14 protein-coding genes and 3 tRNA genes are annotated in these 15,331 nt (G+C 73.7%); 9 read left to right on the forward strand and 8 right to left on the reverse strand.

Annotation, left to right across the window (positions count from 1 at the left end; all coding sequences use genetic code 11):
• Window positions 1-19: 19 nt before the first annotated feature.
• Window positions 20-772 (reverse strand): alpha/beta fold hydrolase, encoded by a 753-nt coding sequence (locus tag ACFYPS_RS16215; RefSeq protein ID WP_354963030.1) that lies wholly within the window; start codon window positions 770-772, stop codon window positions 20-22.
• A 61-nt stretch (window positions 773-833) separates the two neighbouring features.
• Here ACFYPS_RS16215 and ACFYPS_RS16220 point away from each other — a divergent pair, with 61 nt between their 5' ends.
• Window positions 834-1,361, forward strand: coding sequence for a PadR family transcriptional regulator (locus tag ACFYPS_RS16220; protein WP_354963031.1), 528 nt, complete (start codon window positions 834-836; stop codon window positions 1,359-1,361).
• 76 nt (window positions 1,362-1,437) lie between these two features.
• Here the strand turns inward: ACFYPS_RS16220 and ACFYPS_RS16225 are convergent.
• The 3 genes from ACFYPS_RS16225 to ACFYPS_RS16235 form a co-directional block, all read right to left on the reverse strand.
• Window positions 1,438-1,512 (reverse strand) — tRNA-Val (locus tag ACFYPS_RS16225).
• Between the two features lie 14 nt (window positions 1,513-1,526).
• A tRNA-Cys gene (locus ACFYPS_RS16230) sits at window positions 1,527-1,597 on the reverse strand.
• Between the two features lie 34 nt (window positions 1,598-1,631).
• Window positions 1,632-1,704, reverse strand: a tRNA-Gly gene (locus ACFYPS_RS16235).
• 373 nt (window positions 1,705-2,077) lie between these two features.
• On the opposite strand from ACFYPS_RS16235, the gene ACFYPS_RS16240 reads away from it, so the two are divergent.
• From ACFYPS_RS16240 to ACFYPS_RS16250, 3 genes are all read left to right on the forward strand, one after another.
• Window positions 2,078-2,680: a TetR/AcrR family transcriptional regulator gene (locus ACFYPS_RS16240; RefSeq protein WP_354963032.1), complete on the forward strand. Its 603-nt coding sequence runs from the start codon at window positions 2,078-2,080 to the stop codon at window positions 2,678-2,680.
• A 94-nt stretch (window positions 2,681-2,774) separates the two neighbouring features.
• The gene (locus ACFYPS_RS16245) at window positions 2,775-3,353 is read left to right on the forward strand and encodes a TIGR03086 family metal-binding protein (RefSeq protein WP_354963033.1); all 579 of its coding nucleotides are present in this window, start codon (window positions 2,775-2,777) and stop codon (window positions 3,351-3,353) included.
• 225 nt (window positions 3,354-3,578) lie between these two features.
• The gene (locus ACFYPS_RS16250; RefSeq protein ID WP_354963034.1) at window positions 3,579-6,509 is read left to right on the forward strand and encodes a M36 family metallopeptidase; all 2,931 of its coding nucleotides are present in this window, start codon (window positions 3,579-3,581) and stop codon (window positions 6,507-6,509) included.
• A 116-nt stretch (window positions 6,510-6,625) separates the two neighbouring features.
• On the opposite strand, the gene ACFYPS_RS16255 is transcribed toward ACFYPS_RS16250, so the two are convergent.
• Entirely contained in the window at window positions 6,626-7,510 is an 885-nt protein-coding gene (locus tag ACFYPS_RS16255) for a hypothetical protein (RefSeq protein WP_354963035.1), read from the reverse strand.
• Between the two features lie 150 nt (window positions 7,511-7,660).
• Here ACFYPS_RS16255 and ACFYPS_RS16260 point away from each other — a divergent pair, with 150 nt between their 5' ends.
• From ACFYPS_RS16260 to ACFYPS_RS16280, 5 genes are all read left to right on the forward strand, one after another.
• On the forward strand, window positions 7,661-8,329 hold the full coding sequence (locus ACFYPS_RS16260; RefSeq protein WP_354963036.1) for a 50S ribosomal protein L11 methyltransferase: 669 nt from the start codon (window positions 7,661-7,663) through the stop codon (window positions 8,327-8,329).
• 9 nt (window positions 8,330-8,338) lie between these two features.
• Entirely contained in the window at window positions 8,339-9,526 is a 1,188-nt protein-coding gene (locus tag ACFYPS_RS16265; RefSeq protein WP_354963037.1) for a cytochrome P450, read from the forward strand.
• Between the two features lie 35 nt (window positions 9,527-9,561).
• Complete coding sequence (locus ACFYPS_RS16270) at window positions 9,562-10,410, forward strand: polysaccharide deacetylase family protein (RefSeq protein ID WP_354963038.1); 849 nt, start codon at window positions 9,562-9,564, stop codon at window positions 10,408-10,410.
• A gap of 89 nt (window positions 10,411-10,499) precedes the next feature.
• A complete protein-coding gene (locus tag ACFYPS_RS16275; RefSeq protein ID WP_354963039.1) occupies window positions 10,500-11,432 on the forward strand; it encodes an ATP-binding cassette domain-containing protein in 933 nt (310 codons plus the stop codon).
• Window positions 11,429-12,229, forward strand: coding sequence for an ABC transporter permease subunit (locus ACFYPS_RS16280; protein ID WP_354963040.1), 801 nt, complete (start codon window positions 11,429-11,431; stop codon window positions 12,227-12,229). The genes ACFYPS_RS16275 and ACFYPS_RS16280 overlap by 4 nt, the downstream gene beginning before the upstream one ends.
• Before the next feature lie 29 nt (window positions 12,230-12,258).
• On the opposite strand, the gene ACFYPS_RS16285 is transcribed toward ACFYPS_RS16280, so the two are convergent.
• Genes ACFYPS_RS16285 through bioD form a run of 3 tightly spaced genes read right to left on the reverse strand, consistent with a single transcriptional unit; the run spans window position 12,259 to window position 15,287 of the window.
• Window positions 12,259-12,936, reverse strand: coding sequence for a response regulator transcription factor (locus ACFYPS_RS16285; protein WP_354963041.1), 678 nt, complete (start codon window positions 12,934-12,936; stop codon window positions 12,259-12,261).
• Window positions 12,933-14,528: a histidine kinase gene (locus ACFYPS_RS16290; protein ID WP_354963042.1), complete on the reverse strand. Its 1,596-nt coding sequence runs from the start codon at window positions 14,526-14,528 to the stop codon at window positions 12,933-12,935. Before ACFYPS_RS16290 ends, ACFYPS_RS16285 begins: the two co-directional genes overlap by 4 nt.
• A gap of 54 nt (window positions 14,529-14,582) precedes the next feature.
• The gene (gene bioD / locus ACFYPS_RS16295; RefSeq protein WP_354963306.1) at window positions 14,583-15,287 is read right to left on the reverse strand and encodes a dethiobiotin synthase; all 705 of its coding nucleotides are present in this window, start codon (window positions 15,285-15,287) and stop codon (window positions 14,583-14,585) included.
• Window positions 15,288-15,331 lie beyond the last annotated feature (44 nt).

Raw genomic sequence — 15,331 nt, forward strand, 5'->3', positions numbered from 1 at the left:
CCGGAAGCGAGCGCGTGGCCTACGCCCGCAGTGCCTCGGCGGTGGCCGCCACGAAGCCCTCCGGATTGTCCAACATGATGTTGTGACCGGCGTCCGGCACGGCGACCACCCGCACGCCGGCGTCGGTGAGGGCACGCACACCCGTCGGCTCGCTGTCGGCCGGGTGGAGGTAGGTGCGCGGCACCGGTAGGTCGAGCAGCAGGTCGCGCATGGTGGGTGTGGTGCCGCGGCCGAGGTGGGAGGCGGTCCGGTAGAGCGCCTCCGCACCGGTGAGTCGCATCGTCGCCGCCCAGGCCGGCCCGACACGGTCGAGCGTCTCGGATCGGCCGTCGCCGTGCAGGAACTGCTCCTCGGTGTAGCGGGCGCGGATCCCGACGCCCGGAGGCTGCGGGTCGAGGGTGGCATCGACAAGAACCAGGGCCGCGACAAGGTGCGGGTGGCGGGCGGCCAGGACGATGGCGACCGAGCCGCCCATGCTGTGCGCGATCACCTCCGCGGCGCTGACCCCGGCCGTGGTCAGCGCGGTGGCGAGCAGGTCGGCGTGCTCCTCCAGCGTGTAGGAGGCGTCGGCCGGCCGGTCGCTGATGCCGTGCCCGAGCAGATCCATCATCAGGGTGCGCCGTCCGGCGAGCGTGGGGTTGGTGGCCACCGCCGCGAAGTACACCGGTGAGGAGGCGCCGAGCCCGTGCAGGTAGACCCGGGCGGGCTCGGCGCCGGGCAACTCCACCCAGCGAATCGTCGTGCCGTCTGGCCGCACCTGGGCGCCGTGCATTACTACCTCCTGACCGATACCTCGAAGTCGAGGTATCCCTTTGTGGAGGTAAGCTAACACGATGTTGGAGTTCGCGATACTGGGCTTCCTGGCCGACGCCCCGCTGCACGGGTACGAGCTGCGCAGGCGCGTCGCCGCGCTCACCGGCCACGTCCGGCCCATCGCGGACGGGACGCTCTACCCGACGATCAAGCGCATGGAGCGCGCGGGCCTGCTACGTCGCGACGTTCAGGCCGGCCAGGTGGCGGCGCCACGGCACGTGCTCACCCTCAGCCCCGCCGGGCAGGCGGAACTGCTGCGCCGGCTGCGCACCCCCGACGAACTGTTCATCACCGACGAGAACCGCTGGTTCACGCTGCTGGCCTTCCTGCGCCACCTGGACGACCCAGCCGGTCAGGCCGCCGTGCTGCGGCGACGGCTCGACTTCCTCACCCAGCCGGCGAGCTTCTTCTGGGACGGTGACCGACCGCTGCGCGCCGACGACTTCCCCGACGACCCCTTCCGCCGAGGGCTGTTCCGCATCGCCACCGCCACCAGCCGCACCGAGATCGCCTGGCTGCGGGAGCTGCTGACGTCGCTCACGCAGTGAGCTGGCGAGCTCGCGACCTGGCGAGCGCATACAGAAAAGCTCGTTACCGGGATTCCGGTAACGAGCCGTTTTCTGCTGGTGGGCGATACTGGGTTTGAACCAGTGACCTCTTCCGTGTCAAGGAAGCGCGCTCCCACTGCGCCAATCGCCCGTGCCTTGTTGCTGAGGTGGGGACGGGATTTGAACCCGCGTACACGGCTTTGCAGGCCGTTGCCTCGCCTCTCGGCCACCCCACCGAGGTTGCCCCCGTCGTACGTGGCGGCAGCTCCGAGCGGACGACGGGATTCGAACCCGCGACCCTCACCTTGGCAAGGTGATGCGCTACCAGCTGCGCTACGTCCGCACGCCCCCGGCGTTCCCGGGTGACGGATGAGAACTTTAGCCGAGCCGGTGAACGACTGCCAACTCGGGGTCCGCGTCGGCGCGTCCGCCCGGGCGGGACCAGCCCCACCACCGCCAGGCTTCCTAGGGGGCTGCCCTGATGGTTGGCAGCCGTCACACTCCGACGTCGCGGGGTCGAGATGCCCGTCGCCGGGTGGCGCGGCGGGCGACGAGCGTTCCGGCGCGTCAGCTGGTGCCGGCGGACCTCGACGTACGCCCTCAGGAAAACGACGGAAGGCACCGTCTGGAAGTGTCCGGGTTCCGACTGTCGCGTCGCGGATCGGACGGTGACGGGTAACTGTTCGTGTTCGGTCGGATGGGCTACCGTAACGGTCGTGACGAGACGTGCGGCCGAGATCCGCCTGGATGCCCTGCTGCGCACCGCCTGTGACGTGATCGTCGAGCGCGGTCTGGCCAACACCCGGACGGCGGACGTGGCGCAGGCCGCCGGGGTCAGTCAAGCCCTGGTTTTCTACCACTTCGTCACCAAGGAGCGGCTGCTCGCGCAGGCGCTCGCGTACGCGGTCGAGCAGGATCTGGCCCGGCTGGACGCGGTGACCCGATCCTCGGCCCCGCCGCTGACCAAGCTCCGCCGGATCCTCAAGCTCTACACCCCGGCCGGGCGGGCCACCTCCTGGTCCATGTGGATCGACGGCTGGTCCGAGTCGCTACGCACCCCGGAGGTGGAGAAGGTCTCCCGCCGGCTCGACCTGCGCTGGCGGCAGGACCTCGCCGCGGTGATCTCCGCCGGGGTCGCCGACGGCACCTTCCAGTGCGCCGACCCGGACGGGGCCGCCTGGCGGATCAGCGCGGTGATGGACGGCCTGGCCGTGCAGTTCGCCGTGCACGACCGGGTGATCTCCCGCCGGCAGTTCGGCGAGTGGGTCCGCCTGGTCACCGCCCGGGAGCTCGGCTTGGACCCGACCGACCTGGACTGATCCGCGGGCGGCCGACCGCCGGCCAGCGCGGATCACCCTGCCGGGGCCCGGCAAAACCACTCGCCTCGCCACGCCGCCCGGAACAATCGGCAGCATGGATCTGCTGGAGGCGTACCGCCGGAGCCTGGCCGAGTTCGTCGACCGGGTTGACCAGGTCGGGCCCGGCCAGTGGTCCGACCCGACACCCTGCCCGGACTGGGACGTGCGCACCCTGGTCAACCATGTGGTCGGCGAGGACCGGTGGAGCGTGCCGCTGCTCGCCGGCCGGACCGTCGACGAGGTGGGCGGCCGGTTCGACGGCGACCAGCTCGGCGCCGACCCGGCCACCACGGCGCGGGAGGCCGCCGCGCAGGCCGAGATCGCCGCCACCCATCCCGGCGCGCGCGATCGCACCGTGCACCTGTCCGCCGGTGACACCCCGGCCGACGAGTACCTCCAGCAGCTCCTCGCCGAACACATGGTGCACGGCTGGGACGTGGCGGTGGCGATCGGCGCCGAGCCGCGGCTGGACCCAGACGTGGTGCGGGTGTGCGCCCGATGGTTCGCCGGCCGGGTCGACGACTACCGGCGCGACGACCTGGTCCGGGGCGGGGTGCGGGTGTCCGGCGACGACGAGCAGGACCGCCTCCTTGCCGCCTTCGGCCGCGACCCCGACTGGTCGCCGGTCGCCTGAGCGCGCCGCCCGTCGCAGCGGCGGAACCAGCGCCAGGGCCGGCGCGCGTCACGCTCATTTTACTAGGCTGCCTACTTTGTAAAGTTAAATTATCTCGATCCGTCGGCGCGTCGGCGTGCCCGGACCTTGCCGCCACCCCGACCGGCTGATATCCACAGATGCACATGCGTTACCGCGCAGCGTCGGCCGGCGGCCGCCGGTCATCCGCTCCCACGAGGAGGTCCCGTGCCACAACCGGAGTGGTCACCCCCGATGAGCCGGCGTCGACGCCGGCTCATCGCCATCCTGGCGTCGACGGCGACGGTCGCCGCGCTGCTCCCCACCGGCGTCAGCACCGCAGCCCCCGCCGGCGGCGCGCCGTCCGCCGAGCGCCGGTCCGGGCCGTTCGCCGAAGGGCACCAGCACGCCGACGTCGACAACCGCCGGGGTACGGCGGCACCGGACGCCCGCCAACGCGGGCTGGCCCGCGCCGCCGACCCCGACGTGCGATGGAACCGGCTCGGCACCCCGCAGGCGCTCGGCCCCGGCCGCGCCCCGCTCGCCACCGGGCTGCCCACCGACCCGGAGGCCGCCGCCCGCGCCTACCTGGCCGCCAACCGGGACCTGTTCGGGATGGACACCGCCGCGGTGGCCGCCCTGGAACGGGTGCTGGTCCGGCCGATCGGCAGCGGAGCGGTGGTCACCCTGCGGCAGCGCTTCGGCGACCTGCCGGCCGGGCCGGACGGCCTGGTCACCGTCGCGGTCACCGGCGGCACGGTGCTCTCAGTCAGCTCCTCGCTGGCCCGCACCACCGGCGTACCCGCACCGGCCACCCGCACGGCCGAGCAGGCGTACGCCGCCGCGCTCACCGACGCCAAGCTGGACGCCAGCGCGGTGGCCAGCCACACCGTGCGCGCGGTGGCCGTGCCGACCCCGCTGGACGGGCCCCGGGCCGGGTACGAGGTGACCCTGATCAGCGCGGACACCGACCACCCGGCCGCCTTCACCACCTATGTGGACGGGATCACCGGGCAGGTGCTGGTCCGTGAGGACCTCGTCGACTTCGACTCCGACAACCCGAGCTGGGCCGTCTTCCCGGCCACTCCGCCCCGCGATCTCGGCCCCGGGCAGGACCCTCGGGTGCGCTGGTGCGGCGACCCCGCGCCGGGCTGCCAGGCGGCCTTCCGTGACCCGGCCACCGGCCAGCCGTGGGATGTCGACGCGGCCACCGGCACGCCCACCTTCACCTCGCGCGGCAACTCGGCCAACACGGTGCTGTCCTGGGGTGCCGGCACCCCGGTCGTCCCGGCCCCGCCCAGCCTGGAACGCCGTTACGAATACCCGTTCACCGACCAGTGGCACCAGGCGAAGTGCAACCCGGACGTGTTCACGTCCGCCCAGCGCAACGACGCGGACGCGTCGATCGCCAACCTGTTCGCCATGCACAACCGGATGCACGACTGGTCGTACCAGCTGGGCTTCACCGAGTCGGCGTGGAACCTCCAGGCCGTCAACCTCACCCCGGCCGGGTTGGGCGGCGACGCCGAGCAGGGCCGCGCCCAGCAGGGGGCGCTGAGCGGCAACCGGAACAACGCCAACCAGGGCACCCCGCGCGACGGACTGCCGCCGACCACCAACATGTACCTGTGGCAGCCGCAGGCCGGCGGGCCGTACCCGCCGTGCGTGGACGGCGACTACGACATGACGGTGATCGGCCACGAGTACACCCACGCGATCACCAACCGGATGATCGCCGGCCCGGACAGCGGGATCGGCGGCCACCAGGGCGGTGCGATGGGTGAGTCCTGGGGCGACCTGCTCGCCGCCGAGTACCTCTTCCAGAACGGGCTGCGGGCCCCCGGCGAGACGCCCTTCGTCACCGGCGGCTACGTCACCGGCAACCTGGTCAGCGGCATCCGCAACTACGACCTCAGCCGCAGCCCGCTCAACTACTCCGACATCGGTTACAACACCGGTGGACCCGCCGTGCACGCCGACGGGGAGATCTGGGGCGCCACCAACTTCCGGGTCCGGTCCGCGCTGGTGAAGCGGTACGGCCTCGGCACCCCGCAACGGCAACTGGAGTGCGCGCAGGGGAAGGTCGCCGCGGACAAGTGCCCGGGCAACCGACGCTGGTCGCAGCTGGTCTTCGACTCGTTCCTGCTCCAGGCCGCCAGCCAGGTCAGCATGCTCGACATGCGCGACAACATGCTCACCGCCGACCTGCTCCGCTTCGGCGGCGCCAACCAGGACCTGATCTGGGCCGAGTTCGCGCGCTCCGGAATGGGCCGGGACGCCGTCACCAACGGCGCCGCCGACACCGACCCGACGCCGAGCTTCGCCTCGCCGAGCGGCGGCAACGCGACGCTCACCCTACGGCCGCGGGGCGACAGCGCCGACGCGCCGATCCGGGTGTACGCCGGGGAGTACGAGGCGCGGGCGGTGCCGGTGGCGGACACCGACCCGGCGACGCCGCTGCCGGACACCGTGGAGCTGGTGGCCGGCACGTACAACCTGCTCGCCGTGGCGCCCGGCTTCGGGCACCAGCGGCTCAGCGTGGTCGCGAAGGCCGGTCACGACGGGTACGTGGACCTGCGGATGAGCCGCAACCTCGCGTCCACGGCGTCCGGCGCCACCATCACCGGCGACGGGGTCAACCTGGAACGGATCGGCGACGACACCGAGGCGACGAACTGGGCCTCGCTGGACGGGGTGGCCGGCCGGCAGCTCACCGTGGCACTTCCCGGGGACGCCCCCCAGGTGGTCAAGCGGGTGAACGTCAGCGCGATGCTGCGCCCGGCGATCGTCGCGGACCCGGACACCGGCAGTCAGAACGCGCTCAGCGCGCTGCGTTCGTTCGCGGTGTCCGCCTGCAACGCGAAGACCACCGACTGCGCGGATCCGGCGCGCTGGCAGCGGATCTACACCAGTGCGGGCGACGCGTTCCCCGGCGGGGCGTACCGGGCGTACAGCCGGGACATCAACCTCCGGACGTTCGCGGTGCCCACCACGCTCGCCACCCACCTGCGACTGGAGGTGCTGGCCAGCCAGTGCACCGGCGGCCCGCACTACGCCGGTGAGCAGGACAACGACCCGGCCACGACGACGGACTGCGCGACCGCCAGCCCGGCCCGGGACCAGGTCAGGATCGCCGAGTTCCAGGCGTTCTCGAAGTGACACCGTCGGGGCCGGCGGACCTCCGCCGGCCCCGACGGCCCCCGATCAACGCGACCCGGTCACCAGCGGGCCCTCCGGCCAACGCCGGACAGATCCTCAACGGCCCCACGACCCGGTCACCAGCGGGCCGGCCGCCAGCGGTCGGTCGGGGGGCGCTCCCAGCGCCGGTCCACCGGTGGGTCGTCCGCCTCGGCGGTCGCCGCTCGGGTCAGGTGACGCAGCCGCAGCAGCAACCCCACCCCCAGGAAGAGCAGCAATCCGCCGAGCAGGAACGCGGCCTGCACCAGACCGAAACCGCCGGACTGCGCCACCGGACGACCAGCGCCGGCCGCGGGAGGGGCCGCGTCGATCGCTTCGTCGCCGACCGGCTCCTCCGCCGGGTCGCTCTCGGCCCCGGCTGGCTCGGTCGCCGGGTCGCTCGGCTCCGCCGGTGTCGCGGTCGGCTCCGCCGCCGCGCTCGGGGTGCCGCCCACTCCCACCACCGAGCGGGTGGCCGTCTGCCGGGCCAGCAGGCGCAGGTTCTCGTCGTACGCCTCTGCGGCGAGGGTGACCCGCCCGTCGGTGACGTCCTCGGCGAAGGCCAACCGGTAGCGGGCGGTGACCGTGCGGTTCGGGCAGAGAGTGCCGGGGTCGAGCTGCCGGTCGGTCAGCCGGGCCACGTCGCCCTCGGTCCGGATCTCCAGCGGGAAGTCGCCGGTCTCCTCCACCCGGTCCATCTTCACCTGGTCGAGTCGGATGCCCTGCACGCTGAGCACCATCGACCAGCGCACCTTCACGCATCCACCGCGCCGGTCCGTCCGGGAGACCACCGCGGAGACCGTACGCACCTGGTCGCCGGCCGTGAACCGAGCCGGCAACCCACTCAGCTCGGTGGTGAACGCCGCCTGCGCCGGAGCGGCGAGCACCAGCTCCACGCCACTCAGACAGGCCAGCACCACCCCGAGCCTCAGCGCGTACCGCCACACCGTCACCACCGCCGTCCTCCGTTCGGTCGTCCCCACCCCGCAACGCTAGGAGCGCGGCCTCGACCCGACCAGACGGGTGTGTTCGCACCGGGCGGCAAGCACGGGGCGGGTTATCACCGACGGTGGTGAACCGGTCACCGCTCCCCCGCGACACGCCGGACACCGGGTCGCTGGGACAATTCCCGGGTGTCCGAACTCTCCAGCACGTTCGTCCGGCTGCACGCCCGGCTCGCCCCGGTCGCCTTCGTCCCGGAGGTGCGGCTGCACCAGGCGGACGAGCCGATCGGGCTCTGGGAGCTGACCGAGGGTGAGTTCAGCAGTGACCGGCCCCCACCGTTCTGGGCCTTCGCCTGGGCCGGCGGCCAGGCCCTCGCGCGCTACGTGACTGACCATCCGGAGCTGGTCGCCGGCCGCCGGGTGCTCGACCTCGCCTCCGGCTCCGGGCTGGTGGCCATCGCCGCCGCCCGCGCCGGCGCGGCGTCGGTGCGGGCCGTCGAGGTGGACGAACTGGCGGTCGCGGCAGTCGCGCTCAACGCCGAGGCCAACGGAGTACGCGTTGACGCCGAGTTCGGCGACATCCTCGACGGCGACGCCGGTGACGCCGAGGTCGTGCTCGCGGGGGACGCCTTCTACAGCGAGGCGATGGCCCGCCGGATGCTGCGGTTCCTGCTCCGCGCCACCCGCGCCGGCGCCCTGGTGCTGGTCGGGGACCCCGGTCGGGCGTTCCTGCCCCGGGACCGCTTCGACGAGCTGGCCCACTACGACGTGCCGGTGCCGGAGGCACTGGAGAGCGTCCGGGTGAAGCGCACCACCGTCTGGCGGTTGCGGGCCGGCCTGCCGGGAGCCGCCGGCTAGCGTGTCGGCGTGCTGTTCCGGAGCTGGGAGTCCGCGGTCGGGGCACCGTGGCCGGACGTGGCCACGGTGGCCGACCACGTCGGCGTACGCCACCTGGTGGCCACCCGCCACGCGCTGGTCCGCGAGGTCCTCGCCGACCCGGTCACCTACCGGCCGGACAACGCGCTGGACGCGGTGACTCCGATGCCGGTGACGGCGCTGCGGGTGCTCGCCGGGCATCGGTTCCGGCTGCCGCCCACCCTGGCCAACAACTCCGGTGCCAGCCATCCGGCCATCCGGTCGATCGTCGCCGACGCGCTGCACCCCGCTCGGGTCGCCGCGCAGCGTCCCTGGCTCACCGCGCTGGTCCGGGACCGGGTCGCCCGGCTGACCGCGACGCTCGACGCCGGTGAACCGGTCGATCTCTACGCGGAACTCGCCGCCGACCTGCCACTGCTGGTGCTGGCCCGACTGGTCGAGCTGCCGGACGCGCCGGTCGGCGCGGTCAAGGAGTTCGCGCGGGCCGCACTGGAGCTGTTCTGGGCGCCGCTGGACGCCGACCGCCAGTTGGCGCTCGCCACTGAGGTGGGCCGGTTCCACGGCGTGCTGCGCGACTTCGCGGCCACCGGCGGCGGGTTGGCCGCCGAACTCCGCGCGGCCGGGCACACGCCGGACGTCGTGGTCGGTGCGCTCTTCTTCCTGCTCGTCGCCGGGCAGGAGACGACCTCACAGTTCCTCACCCTGCTCCTGCACCGGCTGGCCGGCGAACCCGCGGTGCGGGCCGGGCTCCGCACCGGCGAGGTCACGGTGGCCGACGTGGTGGAGGAGGGGCTGCGACTGGAACCGCCCATCGTCACCTGGCGCCGGGTGGCGGCGGCGGACAGCACGCTGGGCGGGACCGCGGTGCCGGCGGGCACCAGCCTCGTACTCTGGCTGGCCCGCGCCGGCCGGGACCCGGCAGTCGTCGAATCGCCGGACGAGTTCCGCCCCGGCCAGCGGGGATCGCGCCGGCACCTGGCGTTCGGGGCGGGCGCGCACCGCTGCGTCGGCGACGTGCTGGCCCGGATGGAGGCGGCCGTTGTGGTGGCCGAGGCCGCGCCGCTGCTCGACGCAACGACCGTGGTCCGCGCGCCGTGGTGTCCCGACAATCTCACCTTCCGGATGCCCGACGCCTTCATCGTCCGTCGCCGGGAGGACAGGATCACCACACCGAGCTGACCGGCTCCTGACATCAACTCGGTAGGTTTCCGGGCGTGTCAGCCACCCCCGCCCGTCGGATCCGTGTCGTCGTCCCACTTCTGGCCCTGCTGGCGCTGAGTCCCTGCGCAGCCAGCCCCGGCCAGACATTCCACGCCCGGCAGATCACCGCGACCCAGCCCAGCCCGTCCGCCCTGCCCCCGACACCGTCGACCTCGCCGTCGCCGACGCAGAAGCCCGTACCCGGGAGCCTGGCCTGGTACCTGTCGCAGGTGCCGGTCTTTCCCGCGGCGCCACCACCGCAACCGGTGCCGCTGCCCACGAACGGTCCGGCCCCGTTCTGGCACCGGCTGCCGACCAAGCAGAAGGTCGCCTTCATCACCATCGACGACGGCGCGCTGGCCCGTCCGCCCGCGGTGATCGACTTCATCCGCGAGGCCCACATCCCGGTCACCATGTTCCTCAACTCGCCGGCGGCGGCGGAACACACCGACTACTTCCGGCAGATCGAGGCGGCGGGTGGGGTCGTCGAGAATCACACCAGCAGGCACGCGTCACTGCCCGGCAGGTCGTACGACTTCCAGAAGCAGGAGATCTGCGGGGCGGCGGACACGTTGGAGACGCTGTTCGGCAAGCGCCCGACACTGTTCCGCCCACCGTTCGGCGATCGTGACGCCACCACTCTGAGGGCCGCGCACGACTGCGGCATGAAGGCCGTCTTCCACTGGACCGAGACCGTGCACAAGGGGGTCGTTCGCTACCAGACCCCGGAGAAGGTGGTGCGGCCCGGCGACGTCCTGCTGATGCACTTCCGGCCGGCGCTCATGGACGACCTTCTCGCGGCGCTGAAGGCCATCCACCGGGCCGGGCTCACACCGGCGCTGCTGGAAGACTACGTACGGTGACCAAACCGCCCCCGGCTTGACGAAAGTCAGGGTCGGGTGGTGCCGTTCGGGCGCAGTGGGGCGGCGGTCCGCACGCCTAGCGTCAACGCATGATCACATTACGTGGCTTGACGAAACGGTTCGGGGCGGCCACCGCGGTCGACGCGCTGACCGTCGACGTCGCACCCGGCCGGGTCACCGGCTTCCTCGGCCCGAACGGCGCCGGCAAGTCCACCACCATGCGGATGATCCTCGGCCTGGACCGCCCCACCGCCGGGCAGGCGTTGATCGGCGGACGGGCGTACCGGGAGCTGCGGCGCCCCCTGCACGAGGTGGGCGCCCTGCTCGACGCCCGGGCCATCCACCCCGCCCGCGCCGGCCGGGCGCACCTGCTGGCCATGGCCCGCAGCAACGGCATCCCGGCGCGCCGGGTGGACGAGGTGCTCGACACCGTCGGGCTGGACGGGCGCGCCGCCGCCAAGCCGGGCCGGACCCTCTCCCTCGGGATGGGCCAGCGGCTCGGCATCGCCGGCGCACTCCTCGGCGACCCGCCGGTGCTGATGTTCGACGAGCCGGTCAACGGCCTCGACCCGGACGGGGTGCGCTGGGTGCGGCAGCTGATGCGCTCGCTGGCCGACCAGGGTCGGACCGTCTTCGTCTCCAGTCACCTGATGAGCGAGATGCAGCTCACCGCCGACCAGCTCGTGGTGATCGGCCGGGGACGGCTGCTGGCCGACGCGCCGATCGACGACGTGATCGCGGGCAGCGCCGTCGCCGTCCGGGTCCGCAGTCCGCACCCCGACGGGCTGGCCACCCTCGCCGCCCGCCTCACCGCCGCCGGCGCCACCGTCGAGCCGGCCGGGCCCGACGAGCTGACCGTCAGCGGCAGCGCCGTGGACCGGATCGGTGACCTGGCGTACGAGCTGGGGGTGCGGTTGCACGAGCTGAGCCCGCACGGCGCGTCGCTGGAGCAGGCGTTCATGGAGCTGACCGCTGACAGCGTCGAGTACGCCGGCGGCCCGACCGTAAGCGAGGCACGATGAGCACGATCACCATCCCGGACACCCGCCCCGCCCCGGCCGACTTCCGCGGCGCGGTGGCCGCCGAGTGGACCAAGCTGTTCTCGGTGCGGACCACCTGGTGGACGGCGCTGGCCGGGCTGGTGCTGATGGCCGCGAGCGCCGCACAGCTCGCCATCTACGCGGCCAACGACAACACCAACGACGACCCGCTCGACGACCGGGGCATCGTCACCGTTGGCACCGTGCTGATCGACTCGGTCGAGCTGACCCAGTACGCGGTGCTGGCGCTGGGCCTGCTGGCGATCACCGCCGAGTTCACCAGCGGCACCATCCGGACCACGCTGCAGTGCACCCCGTCCCGGGGTCGGGTGCTGCTGGCCAAGGCCGTGGTCACCGGCGCGGTCATCTTCGTCCTCGGGCTGCTGCTCGGCGGCGTCGGCGCACTGGCCGCCCGGCCGCTGCTGGGCGAGTGGGGCAGCGCACCGGCCGCCGGCACGATCGGCGACATCGTGGCCGTGGCGACGTACCTGGCGCTGGTGGGCGTCCTCGCGCTCGGCCTCGGCGCGGCGCTGCGCAGCGCGGTGCTCACCCTCACCGTGCTCTTCGCCACCCTGATGATCGTGCCGCTGTCGCTCCAGGAACCGGACATCACCGTGCTGAACCGGATCGCCGACGTCTTCCCGGGCGTGGCCGGCGCGCACTTCATGGCCGGCGACACCGAGCCGTACCCGGCCGCGATCGGGCTGCTGCTGCTCGCCGGATGGGCCGGCGCGGCGCTGCTGCTGGGCCGGGCCGCGCTGCGCCGCCGCGACGCCTGAGCGCTGAGCGGGGGCTCCCGGGCCCCCGCTCAGCCGTCGACCAGCCCCGCCTCGTACGCGATGATCGCGGCCTGCACCCGGTTACGGACATCCAGCCGGGTGAAGATGCTGGTCAGGTAGCTCTTCACGGTGCCCTCCACCAGGTGCAGCCGGCGGGCGATCTCCGCGTTGGACAGCCCCGCCCCGACCAGGGCCAGCACCTCCCGCTCCCGCTCGGTCAGCCCGGCCGTCCGGTCCCGCGCGGCGGGCCGGCGGGCCAACCGCCCGGCGCCCAGCTCGATCACCCGGCGGGCCACCCGAGGCGACAGGTACGCCCCGCCCTCGGCGACCGCGTGCACCCCGGCGATCAGCTCGCGCGGGTCGCCGGCCTTGAGCAGGAACCCACTGGCACCGTGCCCGAGCGCCCGGGCCACGTGGTCGTCCTCACCGAAGGTGGTCAGCATGAGCGTGGCCGTGTCCGGCGCCACCCGGCGGATCTCGGCGGCGGCGGCCAACCCGTCCAGGCGCGGCATCCGGATGTCCAGCAGCGCCACCCGGGGCCGGTGCGCGCGCACCAGCTCCACGGCCGTCCGCCCGTCGCCGGCCTCGGCGACCACCTCGATGCCCGGGTCGGCGGCGAGGATGGCGCGGACGCCGGCCCGGATCATCGCCTCGTCGTCGGCGAGGACCACCCGAACCGGCGTGGCCGCGAAGGTATCCGTGGTCATCCTGCGATCCGCTCCTTGCTGACCAGCCGGCCATCGGTGAAACAGAGCCGCCAGGTCGGCTCGGCGAGGGGGAAGTTGCCGTCGGTGTAGAACTCGCAACCGACCTTCTCCGCGCCCGTTGGCGGGGTGAGCGCCCGGCGGGGCAGATCGGCCAGATCGGAGCGCGGGGTGCCGGGCCGCATCCGGTCGAACGCCGACTCGTCCAGCACCGTGCCGGCCGTGGCGAACGAGTAGTAGACCAGCGACAGGGCCAGCGCGAGCCCCGCCGGGGCGGCGAGCGCGGTCAACAGGCTGCGGCGTACCCGGCGGCGGGCCTCGCTCAGCCGACGCGCGGCGTCGACCGGCCGCTCCACCCCGTCGACAGCACCACCGCCGGTCCCCACGCCGGGCTCGGCAACCACGGCCGACCACGGCTCGGCGGGAACGACGTCCGCCGCGTCGGCGGACAGCGGCAGCCGGGCCCGTACCGCGAAACCACCGTCCGGGTGCGGACCGGTGTCCAGGACGCCGCCGGCCAGCCGGACGCGCTCGGCGAGGGCGAGCAGACCGCTGCCGGAGGACGGCGGGCTGGGCAGCGGGCCGGCCGGTGGCGGCCCGTTCCGCACCCGCACCTCGATCCCGTCCCCGAAGGGGGCGAGGGTGACGGTGACCGGGGCGCCCGGGGCGTACCGGGCCGCGTTGGTGAGCGCCTCCCGGACCACCCCGTGCGCGGCTGGCCCGGTCATCCCGGGCAGCTCCACGGCACCGGGCGGCGCGTCCAGCCGCACCGCCATCCCGGCCTCCCGAGCCCCGTCCACCAGGTCGGTGACGGTCTCGCCGGCCGGTCGGAGCCCCGCCGGGCCGCCCTCCTCCCGGAGCACCCCGATGATGCCGTGCAGCCGTTCCGTGGCGGCGGCGACGCTGGTCCGCAGCTCCCCCACCGCCGCACGGTGCCCGGGATCGAGGTCGTGGGCGAGCTCCAGCGCGGCGGCGCGCAGCGCGATCAGGCTGAGGTCGTGACCGAGCGAGTCGTGCATCTCCTCGGCGATCCGGGCGCGCTCACGCAACCGGATCCGCTCGGCGGCGCCGCGCTGCTCGCGCGCCAGCGCCTCGGCGTGCCGGCCGCCCGCGTCGGCCAGCTCCTGCTGCTGCCGGCGGTACCGGCCGACCAGCCACGGAAACACCCCGGCGAACAGCAGCACCGACGCGAGCAGGAACCAGGTGCCCGCCCCGGTGCCGAGCAAACCCAGGTTCAGCGTCGTGCCACCGACCGCGATCACGCCGAACAGCACGGCCGCCGGGGCCGCCCCGGCGCTGCGCCGCCCGGTCAGGTAACTGAACACCGGGATGGCGAACACGAAGTTGCCGTCGACCAGTGACCCGAGCACCACCAGCAGCAGCCCGACCAGCGGCCGACGCCGTCCCAGTGCCACCGCCACGGCCAGCACCGTCAGCCCAGCCAGCAGCAACTCCAGGTTGTGCCGCGAGTGCGGCGGGGTCAGCCTCGCGTACCCGATCGGGGCGGCGAGCACCGCCCAGAGCAGCGCATCCGCCAGACCCTGTCGCCGCACCACCCCCGACGCCCCGTCCGCCAGCCACCTCGCGATCCTCACGGCGGCCACGCTACCCACGCTCGACCTGGGCGGACACTGACGAAAGTGAGGTGTTCAGCCGCTCTCCTCGGCCCAGGCACGCCAGTCGTCGAGCACGCCGTGCAGCGACGGCGTCAGCCAGCCCGGAGCGGAGCGCCGGAACACCCCCGGGTCCATCGCGCCGGCACCGGCGGGCACCGCGCCGAGCAGGTTCGGCACCAGGTCGGTGAGGTTCGTCCAGTGCACCAGCTCCGGCGTGTTCGGCCAGGCGCCGATCACCACGCCGGCGGGCACCGCCCGGCGGTCCAGCGCCTCCAGGGTCAGCGCGGTGTGGTTGAGGGTGCCCAGCCCGGCACGGGCGACCACCACGGCGGGCGCCCCGAGCGACACCGCCAGGTCGGCCATCGTCCACGGCTCACCAGACGGGCGCAGCCCCATCGGCACCAGCAGTCCGCCCGCCCCCTCGACCAGCACCAGGTCGTGCTTGTCGGTCTCGCCACGGACGGCGTCCACGGCGGTGTACAGCTCCAGCGGCGGCAGCTCGGCGACCCGGGCGGCGGCCAGCGGCGCGAGCGGGTCTGGATAGCTGGCCAGGGTGCGACCGGTGAGCGGCGCCGCCAGCCGGTTGACCGCGTCCACGTCGCCGGGCTCACCGCCGGCCGTACCGGTCTGACCTGGTTTGACCACGGCCACCCGCAGCCCGGCGGCCTGCGCGGCGGCGGTGATCGCCGCGGTCACCACCGTCTTGCCGACACCGGTATCGGTACCGGTGACCAGCACCACCCCCTGCCACGCGCTCACGGGGCCATCTCGGTTCGCGACTG

This window comes from Micromonospora sp. NPDC005087, assembly GCF_042872965.1.
Taxonomy (GTDB): domain Bacteria; phylum Actinomycetota; class Actinomycetes; order Mycobacteriales; family Micromonosporaceae; genus Micromonospora.

Bases quoted from the DNA above. Each gene is read 5' to 3' on its own strand.
- ACFYPS_RS16215 (WP_354963030.1), bottom strand. From the start codon at position 772: ATGCACGGCGCCCAGGTGCGGCCAGACGGCACGACGATTCGCTGGGTG.
- ACFYPS_RS16285 (WP_354963041.1), bottom strand. From the start codon at position 12,936: ATGACCACGGATACCTTCGCGGCCACGCCGGTTCGGGTGGTCCTCGCC.
- ACFYPS_RS16220 (WP_354963031.1), top strand. From the start codon at position 834: ATGTTGGAGTTCGCGATACTGGGCTTCCTGGCCGACGCCCCGCTGCAC.
- ACFYPS_RS16280 (WP_354963040.1), top strand. From the start codon at position 11,429: ATGAGCACGATCACCATCCCGGACACCCGCCCCGCCCCGGCCGACTTC.
- ACFYPS_RS16245 (WP_354963033.1), top strand. From the start codon at position 2,775: ATGGATCTGCTGGAGGCGTACCGCCGGAGCCTGGCCGAGTTCGTCGAC.
- ACFYPS_RS16275 (WP_354963039.1), top strand. From the start codon at position 10,500: ATGATCACATTACGTGGCTTGACGAAACGGTTCGGGGCGGCCACCGCG.